Source organism: Ancylobacter sp. TS-1 (assembly GCF_009223885.1).
GTDB lineage: Bacteria > Pseudomonadota > Alphaproteobacteria > Rhizobiales > Xanthobacteraceae > Ancylobacter.
On the sequence record NZ_CP045144.1, the window covers coordinates 1,878,502 to 1,904,397 of the forward strand.

19 protein-coding genes are annotated in these 25,896 nt (G+C 69.9%); 14 read left to right on the forward strand and 5 right to left on the reverse strand.

Annotated elements, in window-relative coordinates; genetic code table 11:
* Positions 1-61: 61 nt before the first annotated feature.
* The 4 genes from GBB76_RS09010 to GBB76_RS09025 all read left to right on the forward strand — a co-directional run bounded on the left by GBB76_RS09010 (position 62) and on the right by GBB76_RS09025 (position 5,799).
* A complete protein-coding gene (locus GBB76_RS09010; protein WP_246669085.1) occupies positions 62-1,138 on the forward strand; it encodes a GlxA family transcriptional regulator in 1,077 nt (358 codons plus the stop codon).
* Between the two features lie 211 nt (positions 1,139-1,349).
* Complete coding sequence (locus GBB76_RS09015; protein ID WP_152303004.1) at positions 1,350-2,948, forward strand: FAD-dependent monooxygenase; 1,599 nt, start codon at positions 1,350-1,352, stop codon at positions 2,946-2,948.
* A 154-nt stretch (positions 2,949-3,102) separates the two neighbouring features.
* Entirely contained in the window at positions 3,103-4,362 is a 1,260-nt protein-coding gene (locus GBB76_RS09020; RefSeq protein WP_152303005.1) for an SRPBCC family protein, read from the forward strand.
* A gap of 213 nt (positions 4,363-4,575) precedes the next feature.
* A complete protein-coding gene (locus GBB76_RS09025) occupies positions 4,576-5,799 on the forward strand; it encodes a hybrid-cluster NAD(P)-dependent oxidoreductase (RefSeq protein WP_152303006.1) in 1,224 nt (407 codons plus the stop codon).
* Between the two features lie 64 nt (positions 5,800-5,863).
* Here GBB76_RS09025 and GBB76_RS09030 read toward each other — a convergent pair whose 3' ends face one another.
* A complete protein-coding gene (locus GBB76_RS09030) occupies positions 5,864-6,541 on the reverse strand; it encodes a hypothetical protein (RefSeq protein ID WP_152303007.1) in 678 nt (225 codons plus the stop codon).
* A 164-nt stretch (positions 6,542-6,705) separates the two neighbouring features.
* On the opposite strand from GBB76_RS09030, the gene GBB76_RS09035 reads away from it, so the two are divergent.
* The 7 genes from GBB76_RS09035 (at position 6,706) to GBB76_RS09065 (ending at position 15,922) form a co-directional block, all read left to right on the forward strand.
* The gene (locus GBB76_RS09035; protein ID WP_152303008.1) at positions 6,706-7,656 is read left to right on the forward strand and encodes a GlxA family transcriptional regulator; all 951 of its coding nucleotides are present in this window, start codon (positions 6,706-6,708) and stop codon (positions 7,654-7,656) included.
* 117 nt (positions 7,657-7,773) lie between these two features.
* Positions 7,774-8,556 (forward strand): YoaK family protein, encoded by a 783-nt coding sequence (locus GBB76_RS09040; protein WP_246669086.1) that lies wholly within the window; start codon positions 7,774-7,776, stop codon positions 8,554-8,556.
* Between the two features lie 130 nt (positions 8,557-8,686).
* Positions 8,687-10,726 carry an NADH:flavin oxidoreductase gene (locus GBB76_RS09045; protein ID WP_152303010.1) on the forward strand — a complete coding sequence of 680 codons (2,040 nt, stop codon included), beginning with the start codon at positions 8,687-8,689 and terminating at the stop codon, positions 10,724-10,726.
* 344 nt (positions 10,727-11,070) lie between these two features.
* Positions 11,071-12,996, forward strand: a complete 1,926-nt coding sequence (locus GBB76_RS09050) for a DUF3483 domain-containing protein (RefSeq protein ID WP_152303011.1) — start codon at positions 11,071-11,073, stop codon at positions 12,994-12,996.
* A complete protein-coding gene (locus tag GBB76_RS09055; protein ID WP_152303012.1) occupies positions 12,993-14,210 on the forward strand; it encodes an electron transfer flavoprotein subunit alpha/FixB family protein in 1,218 nt (405 codons plus the stop codon). Before GBB76_RS09050 ends, GBB76_RS09055 begins: the two co-directional genes overlap by 4 nt.
* Complete coding sequence (locus tag GBB76_RS09060; RefSeq protein ID WP_152303013.1) at positions 14,207-14,974, forward strand: electron transfer flavoprotein subunit beta; 768 nt, start codon at positions 14,207-14,209, stop codon at positions 14,972-14,974. The genes GBB76_RS09055 and GBB76_RS09060 overlap by 4 nt, the downstream gene beginning before the upstream one ends.
* A gap of 129 nt (positions 14,975-15,103) precedes the next feature.
* Positions 15,104-15,922, forward strand: coding sequence for a phosphatase PAP2 family protein (locus tag GBB76_RS09065; RefSeq protein WP_152303014.1), 819 nt, complete (start codon positions 15,104-15,106; stop codon positions 15,920-15,922).
* 22 nt (positions 15,923-15,944) lie between these two features.
* Here the strand turns inward: GBB76_RS09065 and betA are convergent, their stop codons facing one another.
* Positions 15,945-17,615, reverse strand: coding sequence for a choline dehydrogenase (betA, locus tag GBB76_RS09070; RefSeq protein WP_152303015.1), 1,671 nt, complete (start codon positions 17,613-17,615; stop codon positions 15,945-15,947).
* Positions 17,615-19,765: a betaine-aldehyde dehydrogenase gene (betB, locus tag GBB76_RS09075; protein WP_152304806.1), complete on the reverse strand. Its 2,151-nt coding sequence runs from the start codon at positions 19,763-19,765 to the stop codon at positions 17,615-17,617. Before betB ends, betA begins: the two co-directional genes overlap by 1 nt.
* A 460-nt stretch (positions 19,766-20,225) precedes the next feature.
* On the opposite strand from betB, the gene GBB76_RS09080 reads away from it, so the two are divergent.
* The 3 genes from GBB76_RS09080 to choV all read left to right on the forward strand — a co-directional run bounded on the left by GBB76_RS09080 (position 20,226) and on the right by choV (position 23,461).
* Positions 20,226-21,197 (forward strand): choline ABC transporter substrate-binding protein, encoded by a 972-nt coding sequence (locus GBB76_RS09080; protein WP_371717109.1) that lies wholly within the window; start codon positions 20,226-20,228, stop codon positions 21,195-21,197.
* Positions 21,198-21,409: 212 nt separating this feature from the next.
* Positions 21,410-22,261 carry a choline ABC transporter permease subunit gene (gene choW / locus GBB76_RS09085; RefSeq protein WP_152303016.1) on the forward strand — a complete coding sequence of 284 codons (852 nt, stop codon included), beginning with the start codon at positions 21,410-21,412 and terminating at the stop codon, positions 22,259-22,261.
* 3 nt (positions 22,262-22,264) lie between these two features.
* Positions 22,265-23,461: a choline ABC transporter ATP-binding protein gene (choV, locus tag GBB76_RS09090; RefSeq protein ID WP_152303017.1), complete on the forward strand. Its 1,197-nt coding sequence runs from the start codon at positions 22,265-22,267 to the stop codon at positions 23,459-23,461.
* Positions 23,462-23,608: 147 nt separating this feature from the next.
* On the opposite strand, the gene glmM is transcribed toward choV, so the two are convergent.
* Positions 23,609-24,952 (reverse strand): phosphoglucosamine mutase, encoded by a 1,344-nt coding sequence (gene glmM, locus GBB76_RS09095; protein ID WP_152303018.1) that lies wholly within the window; start codon positions 24,950-24,952, stop codon positions 23,609-23,611.
* 146 nt (positions 24,953-25,098) lie between these two features.
* Positions 25,099-25,893: a class I SAM-dependent methyltransferase gene (locus tag GBB76_RS09100; protein WP_246669087.1), complete on the reverse strand. Its 795-nt coding sequence runs from the start codon at positions 25,891-25,893 to the stop codon at positions 25,099-25,101.
* Between the last annotated feature and the right edge of the window lie 3 nt (positions 25,894-25,896).

The window sequence follows — 25,896 nt, forward strand, 5'->3', positions numbered from 1 at the left end:
TGCGGCATCTTCCTTGCTATCGAGGGCAGCAAGTTTGCTATGCTGTCCGCCGGAGCCGTTCATGACCCAGCAGCGCCCCATGCCTCTCGGCACTACGCCTCTCGGAACCCCGGGGTCCGGAAGCGCGGTCTCGGCCGCCCCGGCGCTCAATGTCGGATTCATTCTGGCCGACAACTTCACCCTGTCGGCCTTCTCGCTGATGGTCGACCAGTTCCGCCTCGCTGCCGACGAGGGCGACCGCTCGCGGCCGATCTTCGCCCGCTGGCAGGTAATGTCCGCGCGGCCGGAGCCGATCCGGGCGAGCTGCGGCATCACCGTAGCGCCCTCCGGGCCGCTCGCCGACCCCGGCGCCTTCCACTACATCATCGTCGTCGGCGGCCTGCTGCATGGCGGCCAGCAGCTCGACGAGGAGAGCGTCGCCTATCTCAAGCGCGCGGCGAAGGCGGGCGTGCCGCTGGTCGGCGTGTGCACTGGCTCCTTCGTGCTGGCCCGCGCCGGGCTGATGACCGGGCGGCGCTGCTGCGTCTCCTGGTATCACTATCAGGACTTTCTCGAGGAATTCCCGCACCACACGCCGGTCGCCGACCGGCTCTATGTGATCGACGGCGACCGCATCACCTGCGCCGGCGGCGGCGGCGCAGCGGACCTCGCCACCGCGCTGGTGGAGAAGTTCCTCGGCCGCTCCATCGCCCAGAAAAGCCGGCACGTGCTGCTGCTGGACCGCCAGCGCCCCGGCACCGAATCGCAGCCGCACCCGCCCATTGCCGATCTCGTGGCCGACGACCGCGTGCGCCGCGCCCTGCTGATGATGGAGCAGCACCTCGCCGACCCGCTGCCCATCGCCGACATCGCCCGCCGGCTGCAACTCTCCACCCGCCAGTTGGAGCGCCTGTTCCAGACCGTGATGGGCCAGCGCCCGGCCGAGTTCTACCGCCGGCTTCGGCTGCGCTATGCCCGCTTCCTGCTCGACACCACCGGCCGCTCGGTGACGGATATCGCGCTGGAGGCCGGATTCTCGGACTGCGCGCATTTCTCGCGCCAGTTCAAGGCGCAGCACGGCTTCACCCCCTCCGACGCCCGCGCCCGCGCCCCCGGCCCGCCGGGACAGAGCGTGGCGGCGCAGCGCCTGTTCGACTGAACGGTGCCATGTTACGCTGAGTGCCGGTCTTCCCCGCACCCGGCGGCCTCCGCCTTCGTCAACAGGATGTCACCTGCGGCGTGGTTTCCAACATCGCGTCCACACCCGGGGCCGACGGCATTCCCGGAGGCCGTCGCGGCGGTGACGCGCGCCGGAATCGGCACGCACGCGGCAATTCCGGCAGTAGCTGAGCAACAGGTGGCGAGCGGCGATGAAATCCAGCGTTGATGTCCTGATCGTCGGAGCCGGGCCGGTGGGCCTGTTCCTCGCCGCCGACCTGTCCCGCGCCGGGCTGGACGTGCTGCTGATCGACCGCATGACCGAGCGCACCTTCTTCACCAAGGCGCTCGGCATCACCGCGCGCTCGCTCGAACTGTTCGACGATTTCGGCATCGCCCAGGACGCGGTGGACGCCGGCACCTGGCTGCACGGCGTCTCCAACTTCACCGACGGCGTGGCCGGCCCGACGATGGAGATTCCCGACCTTCTGCCCTTCGGCAGCCTGTCGCTGGCGCAGTTCGAGGTCGAGCGGATCCTGGAGGCGTGCCTCGTCCGCCACGGCGGCAAGGTGCATTACGGCTGGGCGCTCGCCGGCTTCGCGGAAACCGGCGACGGCGTGCGCGCCGAACTGACCGGGCCGGATGGAAGTCCCCATGTGGTGGAGAGCCGCTTCATCGTCGGCTGCGACGGCGGCCGCAGCGCTGTGCGCACCGGCCTCGGCCTCGACTTCGAAGGCGGCCAGTTCCCGCAGACCTTCGTGCTGGCGGATCTGGAGATCGGCTGGGATCTGCCGCGCGGGCGCTTCTACCGCTTCAATGTCAGCGCCACGGCGGAGCATGCCGCCAACGCGCTCGCCGCCGTGCCGGTGGCCGGTTCGGTCGAACGCTACCGTCTCTCGGCCGTGCTGCCCGATTCCATGCTGCGCGCCGCCGAGGGAGAGCGCCCGCAGCCGCCGGGCTTCGACGAAATCCGCGCCCTGATGACGCCGATGCTGCCGGCCGGCACCGTGCTGAAATCGATGCACTGGTCGTCGGTCTACCGGGTCAACCACCGTCTGGTGTCGAGCTACAGCAAGGGCCGCGCCTTCCTGGCGGGCGATGCCGCGCATCTGCATCCCCCGGTCGGCGGGCAGGGGCTGAACACCGGGCTGCAGGACGCCTACAACCTCGCCTGGAAGCTCACCCTGGCGCTCGACGGGCGCGACGCGCCGGGCCTGCTCGACAGCTATTCGGCCGAGCGCCGCGCGGTCGGGCTCGATCTGGTGGAGAACACCAGCCGCGCCCTCAACGAGACGCTCGCCCAGCGCTCGCCGCTGCCGGGCATGCGCGAGACCCAGCTCCTGATCTCGTATCGCGGCAGTGCCATCGTCCGCGACGAGCGGGTGGACGCCGCCGGCACCCCCCTCGCCGCCGGCGACCGCATCCCCGACGCCGGCGGGTTGCGCCGCGCCTATGTCGGCCTGCCGCTCCGCCTGCATGAGCGGCTGGGACGCGGACGGCACGTACTGTTCGGCTATGCCGGCGACGAAGCCGGCCTGACCGCACTCGTGGAACTCTCGCAGCTGGCGCGCGCGGCGCTCGGCCCGGCCGTCTCGGCCTTCGCCGTCGTGGCGGGCGATTCCCCGCTCGGCGATCGCGAGGACATTCCGGTGCTGCGCGACGGCGACGGCGGGTTCGCCGATGCCTTCGAGGCGAAGCCCGGCACGGTCTGGCTGGCGCGGCCCGACGGCTATCTCGGCTGGGTCGGCGATACCGCCTCGATGGACGGGCTCAAGACCGCGCTGGCGCTGATCGCCCGCGCGGACGCCTGAGCGGCGCGCCGGGGCGCCGGGGCGCCGCTTCACAGTTCCGGCGAATGTCGCGTTCAGCAAACTGCCTGTCGCATCGGTGAAAGTCGTTGGCGCGCTTCCGTCGAACAATTCCAGTCGACAAGCGGGCCGGGAACCCGCGAGGGAGAACAGGCCGATGCTGGACACCACCCATACGCCGCTCAAGGCGCTGCTGCGCCGCCGCCAGCCGGGCTACAGCCTGGAGGCGCCGTTCTACACCAGCCCCGAGATTTTCGAGGCGGACATGGACGTCATCTTCGGCCGTCACTGGATCTTCGTCGGCGTCGAGCCCGACATTCCGGAACCCGGCGACGCCATGACCCTGAACATCGGCAAGGCCAGCATCTTCCTGGTGCGCGACGACGACAACGAGGTCCGCGCCTTCCACAATGTCTGCCGCCATCGCGGCGCGCCGATCGTTCACGACTACAAGACCACGGTCGGCAACCTCGTCTGCCGCTACCACAGCTGGACCTACGGCCTCGACGGCAAGCTGCTCTTCGCCGAGCACATGGGCCAGAACTTCGATCCCTCCTGCCACGGCCTCAAGCCGGTGCATGTGCGCTCGCTGGAAGGGCTCATCTTCGTGTGCCTGTCCGACGAGCCGCCGGCCGACTTCGACGTCATGGCGGCGAAGATGGCGCCCTATCTCGCCCCGCACGACCTGAAGAACGCCAAGGTCGCCTTCGAGAAGGACATCATCGAGCCGGGCAACTGGAAGCTCACCATGGAGAACAACCGCGAGTGCTATCACTGCGCGGGCAACCATCCCGAGCTGACCGTGCCGCTATTCGCCTATGGCTTCGGCTTCGCGCCGGAGGAACTCGACGACCATGGCCGTCAGGAGGCCGAGGACTACGCGAAGCTCGTCAACTCCTCGCACCGCGAATGGGAAAGCTGCGGCTTCCCCTCGACCATGATGGAGCACCTCGACGACATGGTGACGGGCTTCCGCACCGAGCGCCTGCCGCTGGCGGGCGCCGGCGAGAGCCACACCCACGACACCCAGGCCGCCTGCAAGAAGCTGCTGGGCAAGATCAACGATCCCCGGCACGGCGCGCTGCACTTCTGGACCCAGCCGAATTCGTGGCACCACTTCATGTCCGACCACGCGGTCGTCTTCTCGGTGCTGCCGCTCGACGCCGAGCGCTCGCTGCTGCGCACCAAGTGGCTGGTCCACAAGGACGCGGTCGAGGGCGTCGATTACAACATCGAGAACCTGACCGGCGTATGGGACGCCACCAACGACCAGGATTCGACCCTCGTCGGCTACTGCCAGGAAGGCGCCCGCAGCCCGGCCTATGAGCCCGGCCCCTACTCGCCGCACACCGAGATGCTCGTCGACAAATTCTGCAACTGGTATGTCGGCCGCATGAGCGAGCATCTGGGGCGGTAAGCACCTGCGGTCCCGGCAGTCGCCGTCATCTCGGACGAAGGCGAAGCCGTAAAGCCGTGATCGCTCTCCGTGCGGCACGCGATCCCGGATCGGCCTGTGGCCGTCCGGGATGACGGGGAATGAGGCGCCTGCCCTGCCCGAACTACCCCTCTCCCCGCCGGGGAGGGGGCGCGAACGTTTCTCCCGAACGTCGTTTGATCGAGATCAAAGCACATGACCACCACGTCAGCCGCCTCGCCCGACCCGGCCGCCTCGCGCCTTTCCGGCACCCTGCCGGTCTGGAACCCGGAGGCCGATGACGCCCTCGTGGTGCGCGAGATCCGCCAGGAGACGGCGGATGTGAAGACCTTCGTGCTGGCGCCGAGGCAGCCCTGCGTCTTCCGCTACCAGCCCGGCCAGTTCCTCACCCTCGACATTCCGGTCGGCGGCGAGAGCGTCAACCGCTGCTACACCATTGCCTCCGCCCCCACCCGCCCGCACACCATCGCGATTACCGTGAAGCGCGTGCCCGGCGGGCCGGTGTCGAACTTCCTGCATGACAGCGTGCGGGTCGGCTCGGTGCTGCACGCCATCGGGCCGATGGGCGATTTCTCCTGCTTCGCCCTCGGCAAGGCCGCGCCCGCGCCGAAATACCTGTTCCTCTCCGGCGGCAGCGGCATCACCCCGCTGATGTCGATGGCCCGCACCTTCCACGACCTCGGCGAGCCGCGCGACATCGTGTTCGTGCACGCGGCGCGCTCGCCCGCCGACATCATCTTCCGGGGCGAGCTGGAACTGATGGCGCGCAACCAGCCGGCGAGCTTCCGCTTCGCCCCGGTCTGCGAGGGCGACAGCCCGTTCGCGCCGTGGCACGGCCTTCGCGGCCGGCTGAACGGCGGCGTGCTCAACCATGTCGCACCGGATTTCCGCGAGCGCGAGGTGTTTGTCTGCGGCCCGGCGCCGTTCATGGCGGCGGTGCGCGAGATGCTGAAGGGCGCGGGCTTCGACATGTCCCGCCACCACGAGGAGAGCTTCGATTTCGGCGCCCTGGCCGAGGCCGAGCCGGCGGTCGCCGCCGAGGTGGCGGTGGCCGAGGCGGTGCAGGCGGTTCAGGAAGCGGTCGAGGAGAGCGTGGCGCAGGCCGTCGCCGCGGCCGAGCCGGCGCAGGCAGCGGCCGCCGAGCCGGTCGAGGTCACGACCTATTCCATCGAGTTCGCCAAACAGAAGCGCACCATCGAGTGCCGCTCGGACATGTTCGTGCTCGACGCGGCGCGCCGCGCCGGCGTGCGCCTGCCTTCCTCCTGCTCCAAGGGCCTGTGCGGCACCTGCAAGTCGAAGCTGGTGTCCGGCACGGTCGACATGAAGCATGGCGGCGGCATCCGCCAGCGCGAGATCGACGCCGGCATGGCGCTGCTGTGCTGCTCGAAGCCGACGAGCGATCTGGTGGTGGATCGCTGAGGCACCACCCGTGACAGCACGCGAACCCGGCTCGGCCTGCGGCCGTCCGGGATGACGAAGCGAATCAGCGCAGGAAGTCGATCGCCCCGCTCACCGCCTGCTTCATGCTGTCATAGGCCTGCGTCGTGCCCTGCACGGTGCGGTCGACGATCTCGCCGGCGCTCGGCAGCGGCGGCAGGCCGAGAAGCCCGGCCGCGGGCTCGTCGGCGCGGGCGATCACCGGCGCGGGCGGCGCATTGGGGCCGGCCGCCACGCGCGCGGCGGTGGCTTCCGGCGATTCCATCAGCACCGGATAGGCGGTCTGGACGATCTTCGGATCGCGCGTCTCGCAGGCGCCCTCGCAGCGGTCGAACCGCTCGACCCCGGCCGGCAGCGCCGCGTGCTCGATGGCGGCCGACGCCTCGGCGGCGGGCCTGGGTTTGGCCGACCCGGCCGCACGGGCCGCCTGCGGCGCGCGGTAGACCGCCGAGGGCTCGATGGCGCGGATCATGGTGGGCAGGTCCTGCCGGTCGCCCTTGAGGGTGGGCTCCTCGTCGAGTTCGATCGGCTGGGCGACCAGCCGGGCGAGGTTGCGCACGCTTTCCTGTGCGCTCGCCTGCGCCGCCTTGCCGCGCTCATATCCGGTGCCCTCGGCGACCACATAGGCGCCGGTGGCGACGACGACCGCGAAGCCGACCGGCAGCAGGAGGCGGCCAGGCACCCGCTCACGCAGGGCGGAAAGAAGGCTCGTGCTGATCCGCATGGAAGGTTTCCCCGTTGTTTGACCGCATTTCCCCCTGTGCAGGCGTCAAATTTGCGGCACCATTCGCGCCGATCGAAGACAAAGCCTAGGTATTTCTGCGCGGCGATGTCCCAGTTCGACGCCCCGCAACATTCGGCAACGCAACCCTTCCCGGACCCGCGACCGTGCTCGACCTCGCCTCCCTGACGCGCATCGGCTTCCTCACTTTGCCGAACCATTCGATGATCGCCTGCGCCAACGCGCTGGAGGCGCTGCGCATGGCGAACTACGTCGCCGAGGCCGAGATCTATTCCTGGCGCATCGTCACGCTCGACGGCGCGCCCGCCGCCGCCTCGAACGGCCTCACCCTCGCGCCCACCGTGGCGCTGGCCGGGGCGGGGCCGCTCGACCTGCTGCTGGTGTGCGGGGGCATCGACGTGCGCCACGCCGCCACCCCGCCGATCGAGGACGCGCTACGCCGGCTCTCGCGGCGCGGCGTGGCGCTCGGCGCGCTGTGCACCGGCGCCTTCGTACTGGCCGATGCCGGGCTGCTCGACTTCTACCGCTGCGCCGTCCACTGGGAGAACCTCTCCGCCATCCGCGAGGAATTCCCCGACATCGATTTCGCCGAGGACGCCTTCGTGATCGACCGCGACCGCCTCACCTGCACCGGCGGCGTGGCGCCGCTCGAGATGATGCTGGCGCTGATCGAGGCGAAGGGCGGGCGGGCGCTGGCGGACAAGGTGTCCGAGCAGTTCATCGTCGACCGCGCCCGCCCCGCCCGCGCCAAGGTGGAGGCGCGCCCGCGCCCGGCGCTGCCCGACCCGACGCTGGCCCGCGCGGTGAGAATGATGCAGGCCGCCATCGAGCAGCCGCCCGGCATCGCCGCCATTGCCCGCCGGCTCGACATCTCGCCGCGCCATCTGGAGCGGCTGTTCCGCCGGCATCTCGGCGTCACCCCGGCGGCCTACCATCTGCGCCTGCGGCTGGAGCGGGCGCGCGAATTGCTGCGCCTCTCGCCGCTGCCCGTCACCGATGTCGGCATCGCCTGCGGTTTTCAGTCGGCGGCGCATTTCTCCACCGCCTATGCCCGCCATTTCGGCCGCCCGCCCAGCGGCGAGCGGCGCGGCGGCTGAGCCCTAAGCATTGGCTGTTATGGCGCGGCCCGGCACGTGGTATTAATTACACAGGCAATCATCGCCCCGAACTCCCGAAGCGCGGGCCGGCCCCGCGCGCGCCCTATGAATGCGCCCATGAACGCGCCCGTTAAACCGACCGGCTACCGCAAGCTGGCGGCACGCTACAGCGACCTCGCCGCCGGCATACTGGCGCCGGAGCGCACGCCGCTCGCCGACGTCTGGCTCGGCCTGCCCATGACCTTCGTCGCCGGCGCCACCAATGCCGGCGGCCTGCTGGCGGTCGGCCAGTACACCTCGCACATGTCGGGCATCATCTCCTCGGCGGCGGACCATGCGGTGGTCGGCGCCATGGACCTCGTGCTGGCGGGCGGCGGCGCGCTCATAGCCTTCGTGGCCGGGGCCGCCACCTCGGCGATCCTCGTCAACTGGGGACGCCTGCATGTGGCGGGGCGCGAATATTCCCTGCCGCTGACGCTGGAGGCGCTGCTGCTGCTCGCCTTCGGCCTGCTCGGCTCCTACACGCGCCATTCCACCCTCGCCCTCGGCATGGAGGTGGCGGTGCTGTGCTTCATCATGGGGCTGCAGAACGCCACCGTGACCAAGATGTCCGGTGCCAAGATCCGCACCACGCACATGACCGGCATCGTCACCGATATCGGCATCGAGCTCGGCAAGCTGTTCTATTCCAACCGCCGCCGGCGCGGGAGCGGCGTTCCGCTGGTGCTGGCGGACCGCGAGAAGCTGAAGCTGCTGAGCTATTTCCTCGCCTGCTTCTTCGGCGGCGGCATCGTCGGCGCGGTCGGCTTCAGCTATGTCGGCTTCGTCTTCTCGGTGCCGCTGGCGCTGCTGGTGCTCGCGCTGGCCGGCCCTTCCGCCCTGCGCATCCTGCTGCGCTGAAGCCGGGTCGCAACGCTACCGGCGCGATGGCGCAAATCTTCTGTGCACCACGGGTGCATGCGACCTATCGTGCGACCATCGGGAAAAAGACCCGAGAGAAGACCATGGTCGAAGGAGCGCGCCGACCATCATGATCGCCAATGCCGAGGCCCTCCTCAAACCCTTGACCCTCAAGGGCCTGACCATCCGCAACCGCGTGATGTCGACCTCGCACGCGCCGGGCTACGGCCGGGACGGCAAGCCGCAGGAGCGTTACCAGCTCTACCACATGGAAAAGGCCAAAGGCGGCATCGGGCTGACCATGTTCGGCGGCTCCTCCTCGGTCGCCATCGACAGCCCCGCCGCGCCGTGGAACCAGATCTCTGTCGCCGACGACAGCGTGATCCCCTATTTCCAGCAATTCGCCGAGCGGGTGCACGCCCATGGCGCGAAGCTGATGATCCAGCTCACCCATATGGGCCGGCGCACCAAATGGGACACCGAGAACTGGTTCCCCACCCTGTCCGCCTCCGTGCGCCGCGAGCCGGCCTCGCGCACCATCCCGCGCGCGATGGACAAAAACGACATTCGCCGCGTGGTGAAGGCCTTTGCCGAGGCGGCGCGCCGCTGCAAGGAAGGCGGGCTGGACGGCTGCGAGATTTCCGCCGCCCATGGCCACCTCGTCGACCAGTTCTGGTCGCCCTCCGTCAACCAGCGCACCGATGAATATGGCGGCAGCCTGGAGAACCGCATGCGCTTCGGCAGGGAGGTGCTGGAGGCGATGCACGAGGCCACCGGCGGCGACTACGTGATCGGCATGCGCATGTCGGGCGACGAGATGATAGCCGACGGCCTCTCCCATGAGGACTGCGTGGCCATCGCCTCGGAATATGCCAGGCGCGGCCTCGTCGACTTCCTCAACGTGATGGGCGGGCAGGCGCGGGACGAGATGTCCCATGCCGTCTCGCTGCCCAACATGTCCTTTCCCGTCGCGCCCTTCCTCTATCTGCCGAGCGCCATCAAGCGCGAGGTCGACGTGCCGATCTTCCACGCCCAGCGCGTGACGGATCTGGCCACCGGCGCCCGCGCCGTGGCGGAGGGCCATGTCGACATGATCGCCATGACCCGCGCCCACATCGCCGACCCGCACCTCGTGAAGAAGCTGATGGAGGGCCGCGACGACGACATCCGCCAGTGCGTCGGCGCCGGCTACTGCATCGACCGCATCTATGTCGGCGGCGACGCGCTGTGCCTGCAGAATGCCGCGACGGGGCGCGAGGCGACCATGCCGCACGTCATCCCGAAGGCGGACGTCGTGCGCAAGGTGGTGGTGATCGGCGCCGGCCCGGCCGGGCTGGAAGCCGCCCGCGTCTCCGCCGAGCGGGGCCACTCCGTGGTGCTGTTCGAGAAGGAGCCCGTCGTCGGCGGCCAGATCAACATCGCGGCCAAGGCGACATGGCGCGAGGCGCTGTCGGGCATTCCGCGCTGGCTCTACGGGCAGGTCTCGAAGAAGGGCGTCGATATCCGCCTCGGCCGCGCGGCGACCGAGGAAGACGTCCGCGCCGAGAATCCCGACGTGGTGATCGTCGCCACCGGCGGCCTGCCCAACCCCGGCCATGTGGCCGGCCACGAGCACACCGTCTCCACCTGGGACATCCTCACCGGCAAGGTGGAGCCCACCGGCTCGGTGCTGCTCTATGACGAGATCGGCGGACACAACGCCGCCTCCACCGCCGAATTCCTGGCGAAGAAGGGCTGCCTCGTCGAGCTGGTGACGCACGACCTCCAGATCGCGCAGGAAGTCGGCACCACCAACAAGCCGGTGCATCTGCGCGAGCTGTACAAGCTCGGCGTGGTGATGACGCCCAATACCGAGCTGTTCGAGATCTATCCCGAGGGCAACCGGCTGGTCGCCGCCCTGCGCAACACCATGACCGACGCCGAGGAGGAGCGGGTGATCGACCGCGTGGTGGTCGACCATGGCACGCTCCCCGTTGACGGGCTGTTCGAGGCGCTGCGCGGGGCCTCCGTCAATGACGGCGAGACCGACCTCGACGCCCTCGTCGCCGGAGCGCCGCAGCGCTGGTCCGGCCAGCCCGGCTTCGCGCTCTACCGCGTCGGCGACGCCTGGACCGGCCGCAACATCCACGCCGCGCTCTACGACTCGCTGCGTCTGTGCAAGGATTTGTGAGGGGGCCATGGGCGCCTCGCACCATTTTATCCGCCTCAAACGCCGTCATCCCGGACGGCCGGCAGGCCGATCCGGGATCGTCCGCGTAATCGGCGAGCGATCCCGGCTCGACGCCCTGCGGGCCTCGTCCGGGATGACGGAAAGTGCCTGCCGTCCGGCCGTCTCGCCCGGGAAGCCCCCTCACCCTACCCTCTCCCCCACGGGGAGAGGGTTTTGGCACCCCTGCGCCCAATCCTTACCTCGCCACGCCTCACCCGCCTGCTTTCTCACCTCTCCCCGCCGGGGAGAGGTCGGCCCGCAGGGCCGGGTGAGGGGAACCGCCACCCCGAGCGCCGGGCGCGGCCATGACTGATACCGCGCTCGCCCTCGCGCTCGTCGTCCTCGCCATCGGGCTCGTCGCCGGCGCGCTCGCGGTGCGGCGCGCGCTTCTGTGGCGCGTCGGACAGGCCGCGACGGTCGACTGGGTGGCCGGCCTGCTCGCCTTGCCGAAGCGCTACCTCGTCGACGTCCATCACGTGGTCGGGCGCGACCCCTATGCGGCGCGGATGCACGCGCTCGCCGCCGGCGGGCTGCTGGCCGGCTCCGCGCTGGCGCTGCTCGGGCTGATCCCCGTTCTCGGCGATGCCAGGCTCTACTGGTGGGTCGTCGCGCTCGCCTTCGCGGCGGCACTGGCCGGCGGCTTCATGGTCGGCCGGCGGCGCCTTCCGGTGAAGCCGGCGCGCCTGTCGGGCGGGCGGTTCCAGTTGCTGCCCTTCTTGCTGGCCGCCTATGCCGCCGGCGGCTTCCTCGTCGCGCTGGACGCCTCCCTCGGCGGCGCGCTGCGCCCGCTCGGCTGGATCGGCCTCGCGCTGGCGGCGGCGGGCGGGCTCGGCCTCGCGCGGCAAATCGATCGCGGGCCGATGCGCCACGCCTTCGCCGGCGCCGCCCATCTCGTCGCCCATCCCCGCCCCGGCCGCTTCGAGGGCAAGCCCGCCACCGCCCTCGCCCCGCTCGATCTCGACGCCCCGCGCCTCGGCGTGGCGACGCCGGCCGACTTCGCCTTCAACCGGCTGATCGGCTTCGACGCCTGCATCCAGTGCGGGCGCTGCGAAACCGCCTGCCCGGCCTTCGCCGCCGGCCAGCCGCTGAACCCCAAGCGGCTGATCCAGGACCTTGCCGCCGCGATCCAGCCCGGCGCCACCAACGGGACTTACGCCGGCAGCCCCTACCCGAACGCCCGCCCGGTCGCCGGGGTCGGCGGGCCGGGCCTGCCCATCGTCGGCATCGGGGCGATGATCCACCCGGACACGCTGTGGTCCTGCACCACCTGCCGCGCCTGCGTCGAGGAATGCCCGATGATGATCGAGCATGTCGACGCCATCCTTGATCTGCGCCGCTTCCAGACGCTGGAGCTGGGCGCGCTCCCGGTGAAGGCCTCGCCGCCGCTGATGGAGCTGCGCTATGCCGACGAACCGGGCGGGCGCCCGCTGGCCGCCCGCACCGATTTCGCCGCCGGCCTCACCCTGCCGGTGATGGCGGCCAAGGGCCGGGCGGAGGTGCTGCTGTGGCTTGGCGAAGGCGCCTATGAACTTCGCTACGGGCGCACGCTGCGCGCCCTCGTCACTTTGCTCCAAAGGGCCGGCGTCGACTTCGCCGTGCTCGGGCCGGAGGAGCGCGACTGCGGCGACCTTGCCCGCCGGCTCGGCGACGAGGCGACCTTCCAGCGGCTCGCGACCGAGAACATCGCCACCCTGTCGCGCTATTCCTTCGCGCGCATCGTCACCGCCGACCCGCACGCGCTGCACGCCCTGCGCAACGAGTACCGCGCCTTTGGCGGCGATTACGAGGTCGTCCACCACAGCGCCTTCCTCGACGATCTGGTGGCGCAGGGGCGCCTCGCCGTCGGCGGGCTGAACGGCGCGCGCGTGACCTATCACGACCCCTGCTATCTCGGCCGCTACAATGGCGAAGTCGACGCCCCCCGCCGCCTGCTCGACCGGCTGGGGCTGGAGCGGCTCGAGATGGAGCGCTCGGGCCGGCGCTCCATGTGCTGCGGCGGCGGCGGCGGCGCGCCGGTCTCCGACATCGAGGGCGAGCGCCGCATCCCCGATATCCGCATGGGCCAGGCGGGCGCGACCGGCGCGGCCATCGTGGCGGTCGCCTGCCCGCAATGCTCGGCCATGCTGGAGGGCGTCACCGGCGAGCGGCCCGACGTCGCCGACATCGCCGAACTGGTGCTGAGGGCGGTCGAGGCCGCCCCCGCCACGCCCCGCGCGGAGACGCTCGCATGAACAGGCCGCGCAAGGATCCCCGCGCCGCGCGCGCCGCTCATCGCGTGACCGGCGGCGCCCGCCCGCGCTTCGATCTCGCGCGCGTGCCCGATGCCGCGCCCGAGGACGCCCTTTCCGCCTCCGGCCGGCCGCGCCGCGACCCGCGCGCGCAGGAACGCGTCGCCCTGGTGCCCGGCACGCTGCGCCGCCGGCTGGACCGTGCCCAGCGCGCGCCGGCCGCCTCGGCGGCGCCGCCCGCCCTCGCCGCACCGGCGGACGCCGCGCCGCGGCTGCGGGTGATCGCGCAGCCGGCCTATCTCGTCGCCTTGGTGCCGGACGCGCCGGGCGGGCGCCTCACCCCGCATGACCGCCAGCTTTTCGGCGCCGCGCGCCTTCTCGCCGACGCCGACGGCGGCGCGGTGCTGGCCCTCGTCGACCTCGCCACCGACGAGCTTGCCGGCGCCGGCGCCGACCGCGTGCTGACCCTGCCAGTCGCCGGCTACGACCCCGAGGCGAAGGCGCTGGCGCTCGATGCCGTGCGCGCCGCGCTCGATCTGCGCCATATGCTGTTTGCCGAGAGCGCGGAGGGCGGCGACCTTGCCCGCCGCCTCGCCGCCCTGTCGGGCGAAGAACTGTTCGCCGGAGCCGAAAGCCTGTCGCCGAAGGCCGTCACCCGCCCCGCTCATGGCCGTCGGACCGAGCAGCGCGGCGCCCCGCCGCGCCTTGTCAGCCTCGCCGCCGATGCCGTCGCGCCGCATGCCGGCACGGTGCACGAGGCGCTGCCGGTCGCGTTCGCCTTTCCCGAGCCGGCCGGCGGCGCCATCCTCGCCGCCGAATTCATTCCGGCCGACCCGGCGCGCGTGTCGCTGGCGGAGGCCGATTTCGTCGTCTCGGCCGGCAATGGCGTCACCGATTTCGACGCCTTCCGCGCGCTGGTGGCCGCGCTCGGCGCGACGCCGGGCGCCAGCCGCATGGTGTGCGATGCCGGGCTGATGCCGCGCGCGGCGCAGGTCGGCGCCTCCGGCACGGTGCTCGACGCGCGCTGCTATTTCGCCCTCGGCATCGCCGGCGCGCCGCAGCACCTGCAAGGCGTTGCCAAATGCGAGCATGTGGTGGCGGTGAACACCGATCTGCACGCGGCGATGATCGAGCGCGCCGGCCTCGCCATCGTCGCCGACGCGCAGAAGGTGATGCCGGCGCTCATAGGGCTGCTCGCGGAGGAGGCCGGCTCATGAGGATCGCCGTGCTGCTCTCCGCCGGCCGCCATGCCGTTTCCGGCCGCCCCGCGCCAGTGCCGGTCGAGGTGCAGGCCATCGGGCTCGCCGCCGGGCTCGACGGGGCGGAACTGTCCGGCCTGCATGCCGGGCCGGACATCGGCCCGCTCCGCGATGTGCTCGGCCACGGCCTGCCGCGCCTCGTCCATCTCACAATTCCGGACGGCGACGACCCGCTGCCGAGCCTTGCGGCGGCGCTGCGCGAGGGTGCCTTCGATCTCGTCCTCGCCGGCCGCACCTCGCAGGGCGGCGAGGATACCGGCCTGCTGCCCTATGCGCTGGCCCGCGCGCTCGGCCTGCCCATCATCGCCGATGCCGCCGCGCTGGCGCCGGGCGAGGCGCCCGGCACGCTGGCGGTGGAGCAGGCGCTGCCGCGCGGCGCCCGACGCCGGCTGCTCGTGCGCCTGCCGGTGCTCGTCACCGTGCATCCGGCCGCGCCCGCCCCCCGCCCCTTCGCCTTCGCGTCGGCCCGGCGCGGCCTCATCGAGACGCGGCCCGGCCTTGCCGCCCCGCGCGCGGCGGCCTCGCTGGAGGAACGCCCCTATCGCCCGCGCCCGAAGCTGATCGCCAAGGCGGCGGCCGGTGCCTCGGCGGCGGAGCGTCTGAAAGCGGCGACCGAGGCGGCGAGCGGCGGCGGCCGGCTGCTGGTCGATCCTCCGCCCGAGGAGGCCGCCCGCGAAATCCTTGGCTTTCTGCGCGACATCGGGGTCGTGGCCCGGCGCTGAGACGGGCGACAGCCAAGCCGGTTGACGGCGCCGCCCCAAATGGCGGACATGGTGCCGAACCGGGCGCTGTCCCCGCGCCTTCATCCCCGGTACGACTGTGCCCGCGACACGAGTGAACCAGTTCCCGATATGATCGATTTCGGCGCCTTTCGCGAGCATGTGTGCGACGACTTCAAGCGGCGCCCGATCACCTACACCATCGCCCTCGCGGTGTTCGTCTCGGCGTTCTTCTACCTGTGCGCCGGCATCGACCGCGCCTTCGCGGGCCTGTTCTATGTCGAGGGGGAAGGCTTCCCGGCGGCGCGCATCGCCAAGCTGCAGGATTTCCGCGACCTCGCCTCGCAGGTGACGCTGACCTTCCCGGTGCTGCTGCTGCTGGGCCTCGTTCTGAAGGTCGCCTTCCCCGACAAACCCTGCCTCGTGCCGCCGCGCATGTCGCTCTATTTCATCACCCTGTTCCTGCTGGGGCCGGGGCTGCTGGTAAACGGCATCTTGAAGGTGTTCTGGGGCCGTCCGCGCCCGATCAACATCGAGGCGTTCGGCGGCGCCTGGCCGTTCCAGGAAGCCTGGGTCATCGGCAGCCAGTGGTCGAACCGTTCCTTCACCTCCGGCGAGGCGGCGACCGTCGCCTGCCTGCTGCCGCTGGTGCTGTTCGTGCCGCGCGAATGGCGGGTGCAGATCGGCGTCGTCACCGGGCTGTTCGTCGCCGCCGTCTCGCTGAACCGCATGGCCTTCGGCGCGCATTTCCTCTCCGACGTGACGATTTCGATCGTCCTCGTCCTCGTCCTCGCGGCGTTGCTCTACCGGCTGATGTTCGTCACCCGCGCCGACCTGTTCTCCGACGCGGCGCTGGATGTCCGGCTGACCCGCATCGGCGAGGCGCTGGCCCGCATCGGGCCGGAACTGCGCCGGCGCATCGCCGCGCGCTTCTCCGCCCCGGCGAACTGACCCTCGCCCGGCACGGCGGGCGTCACCGCTGCGCGTGCTGCCAGTCCGGCGCGGTGTAATAGGGCGCGTTGGACGGCGCCAGCAGCGGCCGGCCGAGAATATGATCCGCCGCCTTCTCCGCCATCATGATGGTCGGCGCGTTGAGGTTGGCGTTGGTGATCGAGGGCATCGCCGAGGAGTCCACCACCCGCAGCCCCTCCACCCCGATCACCCGCATCTGCGGGTCGAGCACGGCGAGCGGGTCGGAGGGCGAGCCCATCCGGCAAGTGCAGGAGGGGTGATAGGCGCTCTCCACCTTCGCGCGCACGAAGGCGTCGATGGACGCGTCATCGGTGACGTCCGCGCCGGGCTGGATCTCGCGCCCGCGATAGGGCTCGAACGCCTTCTGCGCGAAGATCTCGCGGGTGAGCCGCACGCAGGCGCGGAACTCCACCATGTCGTCCTCATGCGAGAGATAGTTGAAGCGGATGCGCGGCGGCTCCATCGGGTCGGCCGAGGCGAGCCGCACCCACCCCCGGCTCTTGGAACGCATCGGCCCGACATGGGCCTGGAAGCCGTGCTCGCTCGCCAGCCCCTGCCCGTCATAGGTCACCGCCAGGGGGAGGAAATGATACTGGATGTCGGGCGAGGCGATGCCGGGCCGCGAGCGGATGAAGCCGCAGGCCTCGAAATGGTTGGTCGCTCCCAGCCCGTCCTTGGTCAGCAGCCAGCGCGCGCCGATCATGCCGCGGGCAAAGAGGCCCATCTGCGAATAGAGCGTGATCGGCTTGGTGCAGGCCTGCTGGAAGTAGAATTCGAGGTGGTCCTGCAAATTCTCACCCACGCCGGGGCGGTGGGCCACCACCTCGATGCCATGCGCGTGCAGTTCGTCGGCATTGCCGATGCCCGACAGCTTGAGAAGCTGCGGCGAGTTGATCGGCCCGCCCGACAGGATGACCTCGCGGCTGGCGCGCACGCTGTGCCGGCGCCCGTCGCGCGACCACACCACGCCGACCGCGCGGCGCCCCTCGAACAGCACGCGCTCGACGCGGGCATGGGTCTCGACCTTGAGATTCGCCCGCTTCATCGCCGGCTTCAGATAGGCGTTCGCGGCCGACCAGCGCACGCCGTCCTTCACCGTCATGTCCATCCGGCCGAAGCCTTCCTGGGCATAGCCGTTGACGTCCTCGCTGGCGGGATAGCCGGCCTGCTGCGCCGCCTCGATGAAGGCGCGGTAGAGCGGGTTCTCCAGCTTACCGTAACGGGTGGCGAGCGGGCCGTCCGCGCCGCGATATTCGTCGCCGCCGTCACGGCGGCTTTCCGCCCGGCGGAAATAGGGCAGCACGTCGGAATAGGACCAGCCCTGCGCGCCCTCTTCCTCCCAGCGGTCGAAATCGGCCGGGGCGCCGCGCATGTAGACGAGGCCGTTGATGGAGGAGGAGCCGCCGAGCACCTTGCCGCGCGGGCAGTGCATGCGCCGCCCGCCGAGCCCCGGCTCGGGCTCGCTCTCATACATCCAGTTGTATTTCTTCATGTTCATCGGAATCGACAGCGCGCTCGGCATCTGGATGAACACCGAGCGGTCCGAGCCGCCATATTCCAGCACGAGGACGCGGTTCTCCCCGTCCGCGCTCAGCCGGTCGGCCAGCACGCAGCCGGCCGAACCGGCGCCGACGACGATATAGTCGAAGCTGTCGGACATGCCGTTACGCATCAGTAGGGCGCCTCGACGCGGCCGAGATTGACATAGACGCTCTTGAGCTGGGTGTAGTGCTCGATGGCCGCGCGCCCGTTCTCGCGGCCGAGGCCGGACTGCTTGGCGCCGCCGAAGGGCAGTTCGATCGGCGTGATGTTGTAGGCGTTGATCCAGCAGGTGCCCGCTTCCAGCTGCGCGATGACACGATGGCCGCGCGCGAGGTCTTTGGTGAACACACCGGCGGCGAGGCCGAAATCGGTGTCGTTGGCGCTGGCGATCACCTCATCCTCGTCGGCGAAGGAGAGCACCGCCATGACCGGCCCGAAAATCTCCTCGCGCACAATGCTCATCGCCTCATCGCAGCCGTCGAACACGGTGGGGGCGACGAAGGCGCCCTTGCCCAGCGCGCCCGTCGTCACGCGCCCGCCGCCGACGAGGAGCTTCGCGCCCTCGGCCCGGCCCTTTTCGATGTAGCCGAGCACCTTTTGCATGTGGTCAGCGGAGATCAGCGCGCCGACCTGCGTCGCCGGGTCGAGCGGATCGCCGACCACCATCTTCTCCACCCGCGCGACCAGCTTCTCGAGGAAGGCGGCGCGCACCTTCTCGTGCACGAAGACGCGGGTGCCGTTCGAGCACACCTCGCCGGCCGAGTAGAAATTGCCGAGCATGGCGCCGGACACCGCGTCGTCGAGATCGGCATCGTCGAACACGATCAGCGGCGATTTCCCGCCAAGCTCCAGCGTGACGTATTTCAGCGTGCCGGCGGCATCGACCATCACCTTCTTGCCGGTGCCGACCTCGCCGGTCAGCGACACCTTGGCGATGGCAGGATGGCGGGTGAGCAGCCGCCCGGTATCGGCGAAGCCCTGCACCACGCTGAACACGCCGTCCGGCAGGCCGGCCTCGGCATAGATTTCGGCGAGCTTGAGCGCGGTCAGCGGGGTCAGCTCGGCCGGCTTGAAGATCATGGCGTTGCCGCAGGCGAGCGCGGGGGCCGATTTCCAGCAGGCGATCTGCAACGGATAGTTCCACGCGCCGATGCCGGCGACGATGCCGAGCGGCTCGCGGCGCGTATAGCCGAAGGCCGAGGGGCCGAGATCGACATGCTCGCCCGCCAGCGTCGGCGCGACGCCGGCGTAATAGTCGAGGCAGTCGGCGCCGGAGAGCACGTCGACGGCGCTGGTCTCCTGGATCGGCTTGCCGGTGTCGAGCGTCTCCAGCCGCGCCAGTTCGTCATTGCGGGCGCGCAGCAGATCGGCGGCGCGCCGCAGCACGCGGCCGCGCTCGGCCCCGGTCATCGCCGCCCACAGCTTCTGTCCCTTGCGGGCGGCCTCGACCGCCGCCTCGACCTCGGCCTCGCCGGCGATCTCGATCTCGGCCAGCACCTCGCCGGTGGCGGGATTCACGGTGGTGAAGGTGGCGCCGCCGGTCGGGCGGTAGCGCCCGCCAATATGGCTGGCGTGAAGCGGGGGACGCGAACGCATGGGAGAGGTTCCGGTGGAGGGAAGCGCCGGTGCGGCGGCGGCGATCTGGGCGTCGACGAAGAGCGAGGCGACCTGCCGGGCGCTCACCGAATCGGTCTCGCCGGCGGCGGAGAGCGAGGAGCGCAGCCACAAGCCGTCGATGACGGCGGCGATGGTGATGGCGACGCGGCGCACATCGGCGGGGGCGACCAGCCCGCGCAGATCGTGGCGCAGATTGGCCAGCATGCGGGCCTGATAGATGCGCTGTACCCGGCGCAGGCGCTCGGAATGCAGCACCTGCCCCCAGAAGGCGAGCCAGACGCTGGAGGTGCGCTGGTCGAATTCCTCCGGCGCCAGATTGGCGTCGATCAGCGCCTGCACGCGGGCGCGGGGCGTGCGCGCCTCGCCCAGCCGCTGCGCCGTGGCGCGATAAAGCCGCAGCGAGAGATGGCGCAGCGTCGCTTCCAGCAGCCCGTCCTTGTCGCCGAAATAATGCGCGACCAGACCGGGCGAGACGCCGGCGCGGCGGGCGATCTGCGCCAGCGTCGAGGCGTTGAAGCCGATCTCGGCCAGCGAATCGATGGTCGCGTCGATCAACTGGCGGCGGCGGACGTCCTCGGGCGCGCGGCGGCGCGTCTCGTCGTCGGACGTGCCCGGACCGCCCCGGTCGGAATGGACTTGCGCCTGCGCATCGGCCCTTGCCACCAGCACCTCCCATTCGTCCGGCACGAGTTATTGAATGATCATACAATACATCGAACACCTGAGGCCGGGAAGCCCCACCCCGCCGGAACGCCCGACGTCGCAAGCCTTCTGCGGCTTTGGCGCGAAACGCCAAACTGCCCGGAATTCGGCCCGAAAATCACCGAATCTGGACAAAAATTGCGCGTGACAAAAGGTCCAGCCGAGTATTGAATGACTATTCAAAAGAAGCCTTCCAGGGGCCGCATCCGGTATCTGGTGCCGTAGGGCGCCGCAGGTGCCGCAAGGGTCGATGACGTCCGCCTGCCGCCGGCTCGCAGCCCGAGCCTGCGCGGATCCGCGCCTCGTCGCACGCGGAAGGGCGTTGCATCGGCCCCGACTCGCAGATTCCGGTCGCGCCAGACTTGGCGTCAGGCAGCGCCGGTTCCATGATCCTGCCAGGATGCCAACGGGAACAAAAACGATGCGCAGCTTCAAAATCACGGCCGCCAGCCTCATGGCCGCCGCCCTCGGACTGGCGATCAGCGTCGCTCCGATGCCCCGCGACGCGGCGCAGGCCGCCGAGCCGGCCGCCTGCAAGACGGTGCGGTTCGCCGATGTCGGCTGGACCGACATCACCGCCACCACCGCCATCGCCTCAAGTATCCTCGAAGCCCTCGGCTACACGCCGAAGACGCAGGTGCTCTCGGTGCCGGTGACCTACAAGTCCATGCAGACCAAGGACATCGACGTCTTCCTCGGCAACTGGATGCCGACCATGGAAGCCGACCTGAAGCCCTATCGCGAGGACAAGAGCGTCGAAGTGCTCGGGGTCAACCTCGAAGGCGCCAAGTACACGCTTGCGGTGCCGACCTATCTCTATGACGAGGGGCTGAAGTCCTTCGCCGACATCGCCAAGTTCAAGGAAAAGCTCGGCGGCAAGATCTACGGCATCGAGCCGGGCAATGACGGCAACCGTCTGATCCTCGACATGATCAAGGACGACAAGTTCGGCCTGAAGGGCTTCGATCTCGTCGAGTCGAGCGAGCAGGGCATGCTGGCCCAGGTCGAGCGCGCCTCCAAGCGCAAGGAAGCCATCGTCTTCCTCGGCTGGGAGCCGCACCCGATGAACTCCAAGTACAAGATGAGCTATCTCGAAGGTGGCGACGACGTGTTCGGCCCGAACTATGGCGGCGCCACCATCTACACCAACACCCGGGCCGGCTATGTCACCGACTGCCCGAATGTCGGCGCCCTCATCAAGAACCTGAAGTTCTCGCTCGACACCGAAAACGTGGTGATGGGCTACATCCTGCTCGACGGCATGGAGCCGTCCAAGGCCGCCGAGAAGTGGCTCAAGGCCAACCCGACCGTGTGGGAGCCCTGGCTCGCCGGCGTGACCACCATCGACGGCAAGCCGGCGGTGCCGGCCGTCAAGAAGGCGCTGAAGATCTGAAGGCGGAGTGGCGGGGCGTCTGCCGCCCCGTCGACCTCCTCCGCACCCCAAACGTCATCCCGGTCGAGCCATGCGAGAGCCGGGATCGTTCTCCAATCGGAATGCGATCCCGGATCGGCCTGCGGCCGTCCGGGATGACGAAGGGGCCTACGGCGTCCTGAACGCCGAGCCGCCCGCCTTTCCCCGTCGCCATCCCCTGCCGGGAGCGCCCCATGTATGACTGGCTGACCGAGCACAAGATCCCGCTGGGCCTCTGGCTGCGGGATTTCGTCGACCTGCTGACCACGCACGGGCAGGGATTCTTCGATTTCGTCTCGCTCGTCCTCGGCGCCCTGATCGGCGGCTTCACAGCCGCCCTGCTCTGGGTGCCGCCGCTGCTGCTCATCGCCCTGTTCGGCCTGGCGGCATGGCTGGTCCACCGCTCCATCGGGCTGGTGGTGTTCATCGTCGGCGCGCTGCTGCTGGTCACCAATCTGGGCTACTGGACGGCGACGATGGAGACGCTCTCCCTCGTCATCTGCGCCACGCTGGTCTGCGTCGTCGTCGGCGTGCCCATCGGCATCGCCGCCGCGCACCGGCCCTGGCTCTACACCGCCATCCGGCCGATCCTCGACCTGATGCAGACCATCCCGACCTTCGTGTACCTGATCCCGACGCTGGTGCTGTTCGGGCTCGGCGCCGTGCCGGGGCTGATCTCGACGGTGATCTTCTCCATTCCCGCGCCGATCCGCCTCACCCATCTCGGCATCTCCTCGGTGCCCCCGGCGCTCTACGAGGCGGGCAAGGCGTTCGGCGCCACCAAGACCCAGCTATTGTTCAAGGTGGAACTGCCGCACGCCCTGCCGACCATCATGGCCGGCATCACCCAGTGCATCATGCTCAGCCTGTCCATGGTGGTGATCGCGGCACTGGTGGGCGCCGACGGGCTCGGCAAGCCGGTGGTGCGCGCGCTCAACTCGGTGAACATCGCCATGGGCTTCGAGGCGGGCCTCGCCATCGTGGTGCTCGCCATCGTGCTCGACCGCGTGTGCAAGCGGCCCGAGCGCCGCTCTCGGAAGGGGTGAGCCATGGCCGCCGTCGAATTCCGCAACATCGACATCGTCTTCGGCGCCGACCAGAAGGGCGCGCTCAGGATGATCGACGAGGGTCGCTCGCGCGACGAGATCCTCCAGGCCACCGGCGCCGTGCTCGGCGCGGCGGGGGTGAGCCTCGGCATCGAGCGCGGCGAAATCTGCGTGCTCATGGGCCTGTCCGGCTCGGGCAAGTCGACCATCCTGCGCGCCATCAACCGGCTGAACGAGGTGGCGCGCGGCGAGGTGATGGTCGAGCACCGGGGCAGCATGGTCGACGTCGCCCGCTGCAACGAGGCCACGCTGCGCGATCTGCGCATGCACACCGTCTCCATGGTGTTCCAGCAGTTCGGCCTGCTGCCCTGGCGCACGGTGCGCGACAATGTCGGCTTCGGGCTGGAACTACGCGGCGACCTCTCCGCCGCCGAGCGCAACCGCATCGTGGACGAGAAGCTCGCCATGGTCGGCCTCACCAACTGGTCGGAGAAGTACACCAACGAGCTTTCCGGCGGCATGCAGCAGCGCGTCGGCCTCGCCCGCGCCTTCGCCACCGACGCCGACATATTGCTGATGGACGAGCCGTTCTCGGCGCTCGACCCGCTGATCCGCGACAAGCTGCAGGACGAGCTGCTCGACCTGCAGCGGCGGATCCAGAAGACCATCGTCTTCGTCAGCCACGATCTCGACGAGGCGCTCAAGCTCGGCAATAAGATCGCCATCATGGAAGGCGGGCGCATCGTCCAGGCCGGAACGGCCGAGGACATATTGCTGCGCCCGGCCAATGCCTATGTGGCCGAGTTCGTGAAGCACATGAACCCGCTCAACGTGCTGCGCGGCACGGCGGTGATGCGCCCGGCCGCCAGCCTCGCCCGCCAGGGCGACGAAGTGGTGCTCGACAAGGACGGCCGGGTGAAGGTGAAGGTCGACGCCGAAGGACGGCCGATTTCGCTCGATCTCGACGGCCGCCAGGGCGTGCTCGCCTCCGCCGATGGCGAGGCCGGCCTGATCGACGACAAGCTGGCGCACGACGCCGACTGCATCGTTGCGCCGGTCGATCTCAAGCTGAAGGCGGCGATCGAGCTCAAGCGCCACACCGACCTGCCGATCCTGCTGGTCGACAGCCTCGGCCGCCTCGCCGGCCTGTGCGACGACGACGAGATCTATCGCGGCCTGCTGCGCCGGCTGGACGGCTAGCGCGCCGACCCGGCGCCGGCTTTCAAGCCGTCATCCCGGACGGCCGCAGGCCGATCCGGGATCGCGTGCAGGATGGAGAACGGTCCCCGCTCTCGCGCCGCTCGGCCGGGATGACGCCCGGACCGGACCTGAACGAACCAGAGGTGCTCAGGCTGCCACGCGGCCGACCGCTTCCACCACGTCGTTCACCACCGCCTCGACGAGATCGCGATCGTCGCCCTCGCCCATCACGCGGATCACCGGCTCGGTGCCGGAGGGGCGGATCAGCAGGCGCCCATGGCTGTTGAGCTTGAGTTCGGCCGCCGCGATCGCCTTGACCACGATGTCGTTCTCCAGCGGCCGGCCGCTCTTGTAGCGCACATTCTTGAGGATCTGCGGCAGCGCGTCGAAGCGGTGGCAGACCTCGGACACCGGGCGCTGGTGCCGGTGCACCACGGCGAGAAGCTGGAGCGCCGCGACGAGGCCGTCGCCCGTGGTCGAATAGTCGGACAGGATGATGTGGCCGGACTGCTCGCCGCCGACATTGAAGCCGCCGGCGCGCATATGCTCCAGCACGTAGCGGTCGCCGACCGGCGTGCGCTCAAGCGACAGGCCGAGCGAGGCCAGGTGCCGCTCAAGGCCGAGATTGGACATGACGGTGGCGACGATGCCGTCGCGCGACAGCCGGCCATCTTCCTTGAAGCTCTCGGCGATCACCGCCATCAGCTGGTCGCCATCGACCAGATGGCCCTTCTCGTCCACCACCAGCACGCGGTCGGCGTCGCCATCGAGCGCGATGCCCACATCCGCGCGCACCTCGCGCACCTTGGCGGCCAGCGCCTCGGGCGCGGTCGAGCCGACGTCGCGGTTGATGTTGAAGCCATCCGGCTTGTCGCCGATGGTGATGACCTCGCAGCCAAGCTCCCACAGCGCTTCCGGCGCCACGCGGTAGGCGGCGCCATTGGCGCAGTCCACCACCACCCGCAGCCCCTCGAAGGACTGGTTGCGCGGCAGGGTGCGCTTGGCGAACTCGATATAGCGGGCGTGCACGCTCTCGATGCGCTTGGCGCGGCCCATGTCGGCCGGCTGGGCGAGCTTGGCCGAGAGATCGTCGGTGATCAGCCGCTCGATCTGGCGCTCCACCTCGTCGGACAGCTTGTAGCCGTCCGGCCCGAACAGCTTGATGCCGTTGTCGTCGAAGGGATTGTGCGAGGCGGAGATCATCACGCCGAGATCGGCGCGCATGGAATGGGTCAGCATCGCCACCGCCGGCGTCGGCATCGGCCCGAGCAGCAGCACGTCCATGCCCACCGAGGTGAAGCCGGCGACCAGCGCGTTCTCGATCATGTAGCCGGACAGGCGCGTGTCCTTGCCGATCACCACCCGGTGGCGATGGTCGCCGCGGTGGAAGGTCAGGCCGGCGGCCATGCCCACCTTGAGGGCGAGTTCCGGAGTGATCGTCGCGTTGGCACGGCCGCGAATGCCGTCCGTGCCGAAAAACTTGCGTCCCATGCCTTCACCTTGCCGAAAACGGCCGGACCACACAGGTGCATCCGGCGGCGGCAAGGGTCATTTGCCGCGCAACTTCTGTAACATGAGCCTGCGCGCGAGAACTTCACAAAATGTAAGCGTGTCTTTCGCCCCTCGCGGGCCGGAAACTACGCCTGAAGCGCGCTGCCGAGCGCCGCGAAATGATTGCGAACCTCGCTCTCCATGATCAGGCGCCGGCGGGAAAACGAAAACGGCCGCCAGCCGGCCGGACGCAGCAGCCCGCGCAGCCGGTCGGCGCCCTGCGGGGTCAGCGCGATCACGCCGAGCCCGTGCGAGTGCAGAAACTCGAAATGGGGACAGGTCTGCGCCAGTTCGGCGAAGAGCCGGAACACGGCAAAGCCGGGCTGGAACTCATTGGTGTCGTGGAACAGCACGATGGCGTCCTGCGACAGCTTGGGGCGCCAGCTTTCGAAATCGTGGCGCACCGCCTCATAGGTGTGCAGGCCGTCAATATGGAGCAGGTCGATCGAGCCGGCCTCGAAGCGGGACAGCGCATCGTCGAAGCTCATGCGCAGCAGCGTCGAGAAGGCGCCGAACTCGGCGGCGTTGAACGCACTGAGTTCGGCATGGACCTCCTCGCCATAATGGCCGGCATGTTCGTCGCCGCGCCACGTATCCACCGCGAAGGCCCGGGTCTCCAGTCCGAGCGCCCGGAAGCCCTGGCAGAAGGCGGAATAGGAGGTGCCGGTATGGGTGCCGAGTTCCACGAACAGCCGGGGCCGCAGCGTCGCCGCCAGCCAGAAGGCGAACGGTATGTGGCCGGCCCAGGCCCGTTCCGGCCGCAGGCGCAGCGGGGCCGCGCGCACCGGCGCGGCATCGAGGCCGAGCCGGTCGAGGCTCGGCGGGCTGTCGCGCAGCCATCCCATGGCGCGCGCGAGGAACTGCAACGGGGCAACAGTCACCGA

What these genes read in the sequence shown, in the direction of transcription:
- GBB76_RS09010 (WP_246669085.1), top strand. Translation starts at nt 62, where the DNA reads ATGACCCAGCAGCGCCCCATGCCTCTCGGCACTACGCCTCTCGGAACC.
- GBB76_RS09015 (WP_152303004.1), top strand. Translation starts at nt 1,350, where the DNA reads ATGAAATCCAGCGTTGATGTCCTGATCGTCGGAGCCGGGCCGGTGGGC.
- GBB76_RS09020 (WP_152303005.1), top strand. Translation starts at nt 3,103, where the DNA reads ATGCTGGACACCACCCATACGCCGCTCAAGGCGCTGCTGCGCCGCCGC.
- GBB76_RS09025 (WP_152303006.1), top strand. Translation starts at nt 4,576, where the DNA reads ATGACCACCACGTCAGCCGCCTCGCCCGACCCGGCCGCCTCGCGCCTT.
- GBB76_RS09030 (WP_152303007.1), bottom strand. Translation starts at nt 6,541, where the DNA reads ATGCGGATCAGCACGAGCCTTCTTTCCGCCCTGCGTGAGCGGGTGCCT.
- GBB76_RS09040 (WP_246669086.1), top strand. Translation starts at nt 7,774, where the DNA reads ATGAACGCGCCCGTTAAACCGACCGGCTACCGCAAGCTGGCGGCACGC.
- GBB76_RS09045 (WP_152303010.1), top strand. Translation starts at nt 8,687, where the DNA reads ATGATCGCCAATGCCGAGGCCCTCCTCAAACCCTTGACCCTCAAGGGC.
- GBB76_RS09050 (WP_152303011.1), top strand. Translation starts at nt 11,071, where the DNA reads ATGACTGATACCGCGCTCGCCCTCGCGCTCGTCGTCCTCGCCATCGGG.
- GBB76_RS09055 (WP_152303012.1), top strand. Translation starts at nt 12,993, where the DNA reads ATGAACAGGCCGCGCAAGGATCCCCGCGCCGCGCGCGCCGCTCATCGC.
- GBB76_RS09060 (WP_152303013.1), top strand. Translation starts at nt 14,207, where the DNA reads ATGAGGATCGCCGTGCTGCTCTCCGCCGGCCGCCATGCCGTTTCCGGC.
- GBB76_RS09065 (WP_152303014.1), top strand. Translation starts at nt 15,104, where the DNA reads ATGATCGATTTCGGCGCCTTTCGCGAGCATGTGTGCGACGACTTCAAG.
- betA (WP_152303015.1), bottom strand. Translation starts at nt 17,615, where the DNA reads ATGCGTAACGGCATGTCCGACAGCTTCGACTATATCGTCGTCGGCGCC.
- GBB76_RS09080 (WP_371717109.1), top strand. Translation starts at nt 20,226, where the DNA reads ATGCGCAGCTTCAAAATCACGGCCGCCAGCCTCATGGCCGCCGCCCTC.
- choW (WP_152303016.1), top strand. Translation starts at nt 21,410, where the DNA reads ATGTATGACTGGCTGACCGAGCACAAGATCCCGCTGGGCCTCTGGCTG.
- choV (WP_152303017.1), top strand. Translation starts at nt 22,265, where the DNA reads ATGGCCGCCGTCGAATTCCGCAACATCGACATCGTCTTCGGCGCCGAC.
- glmM (WP_152303018.1), bottom strand. Translation starts at nt 24,952, where the DNA reads ATGGGACGCAAGTTTTTCGGCACGGACGGCATTCGCGGCCGTGCCAAC.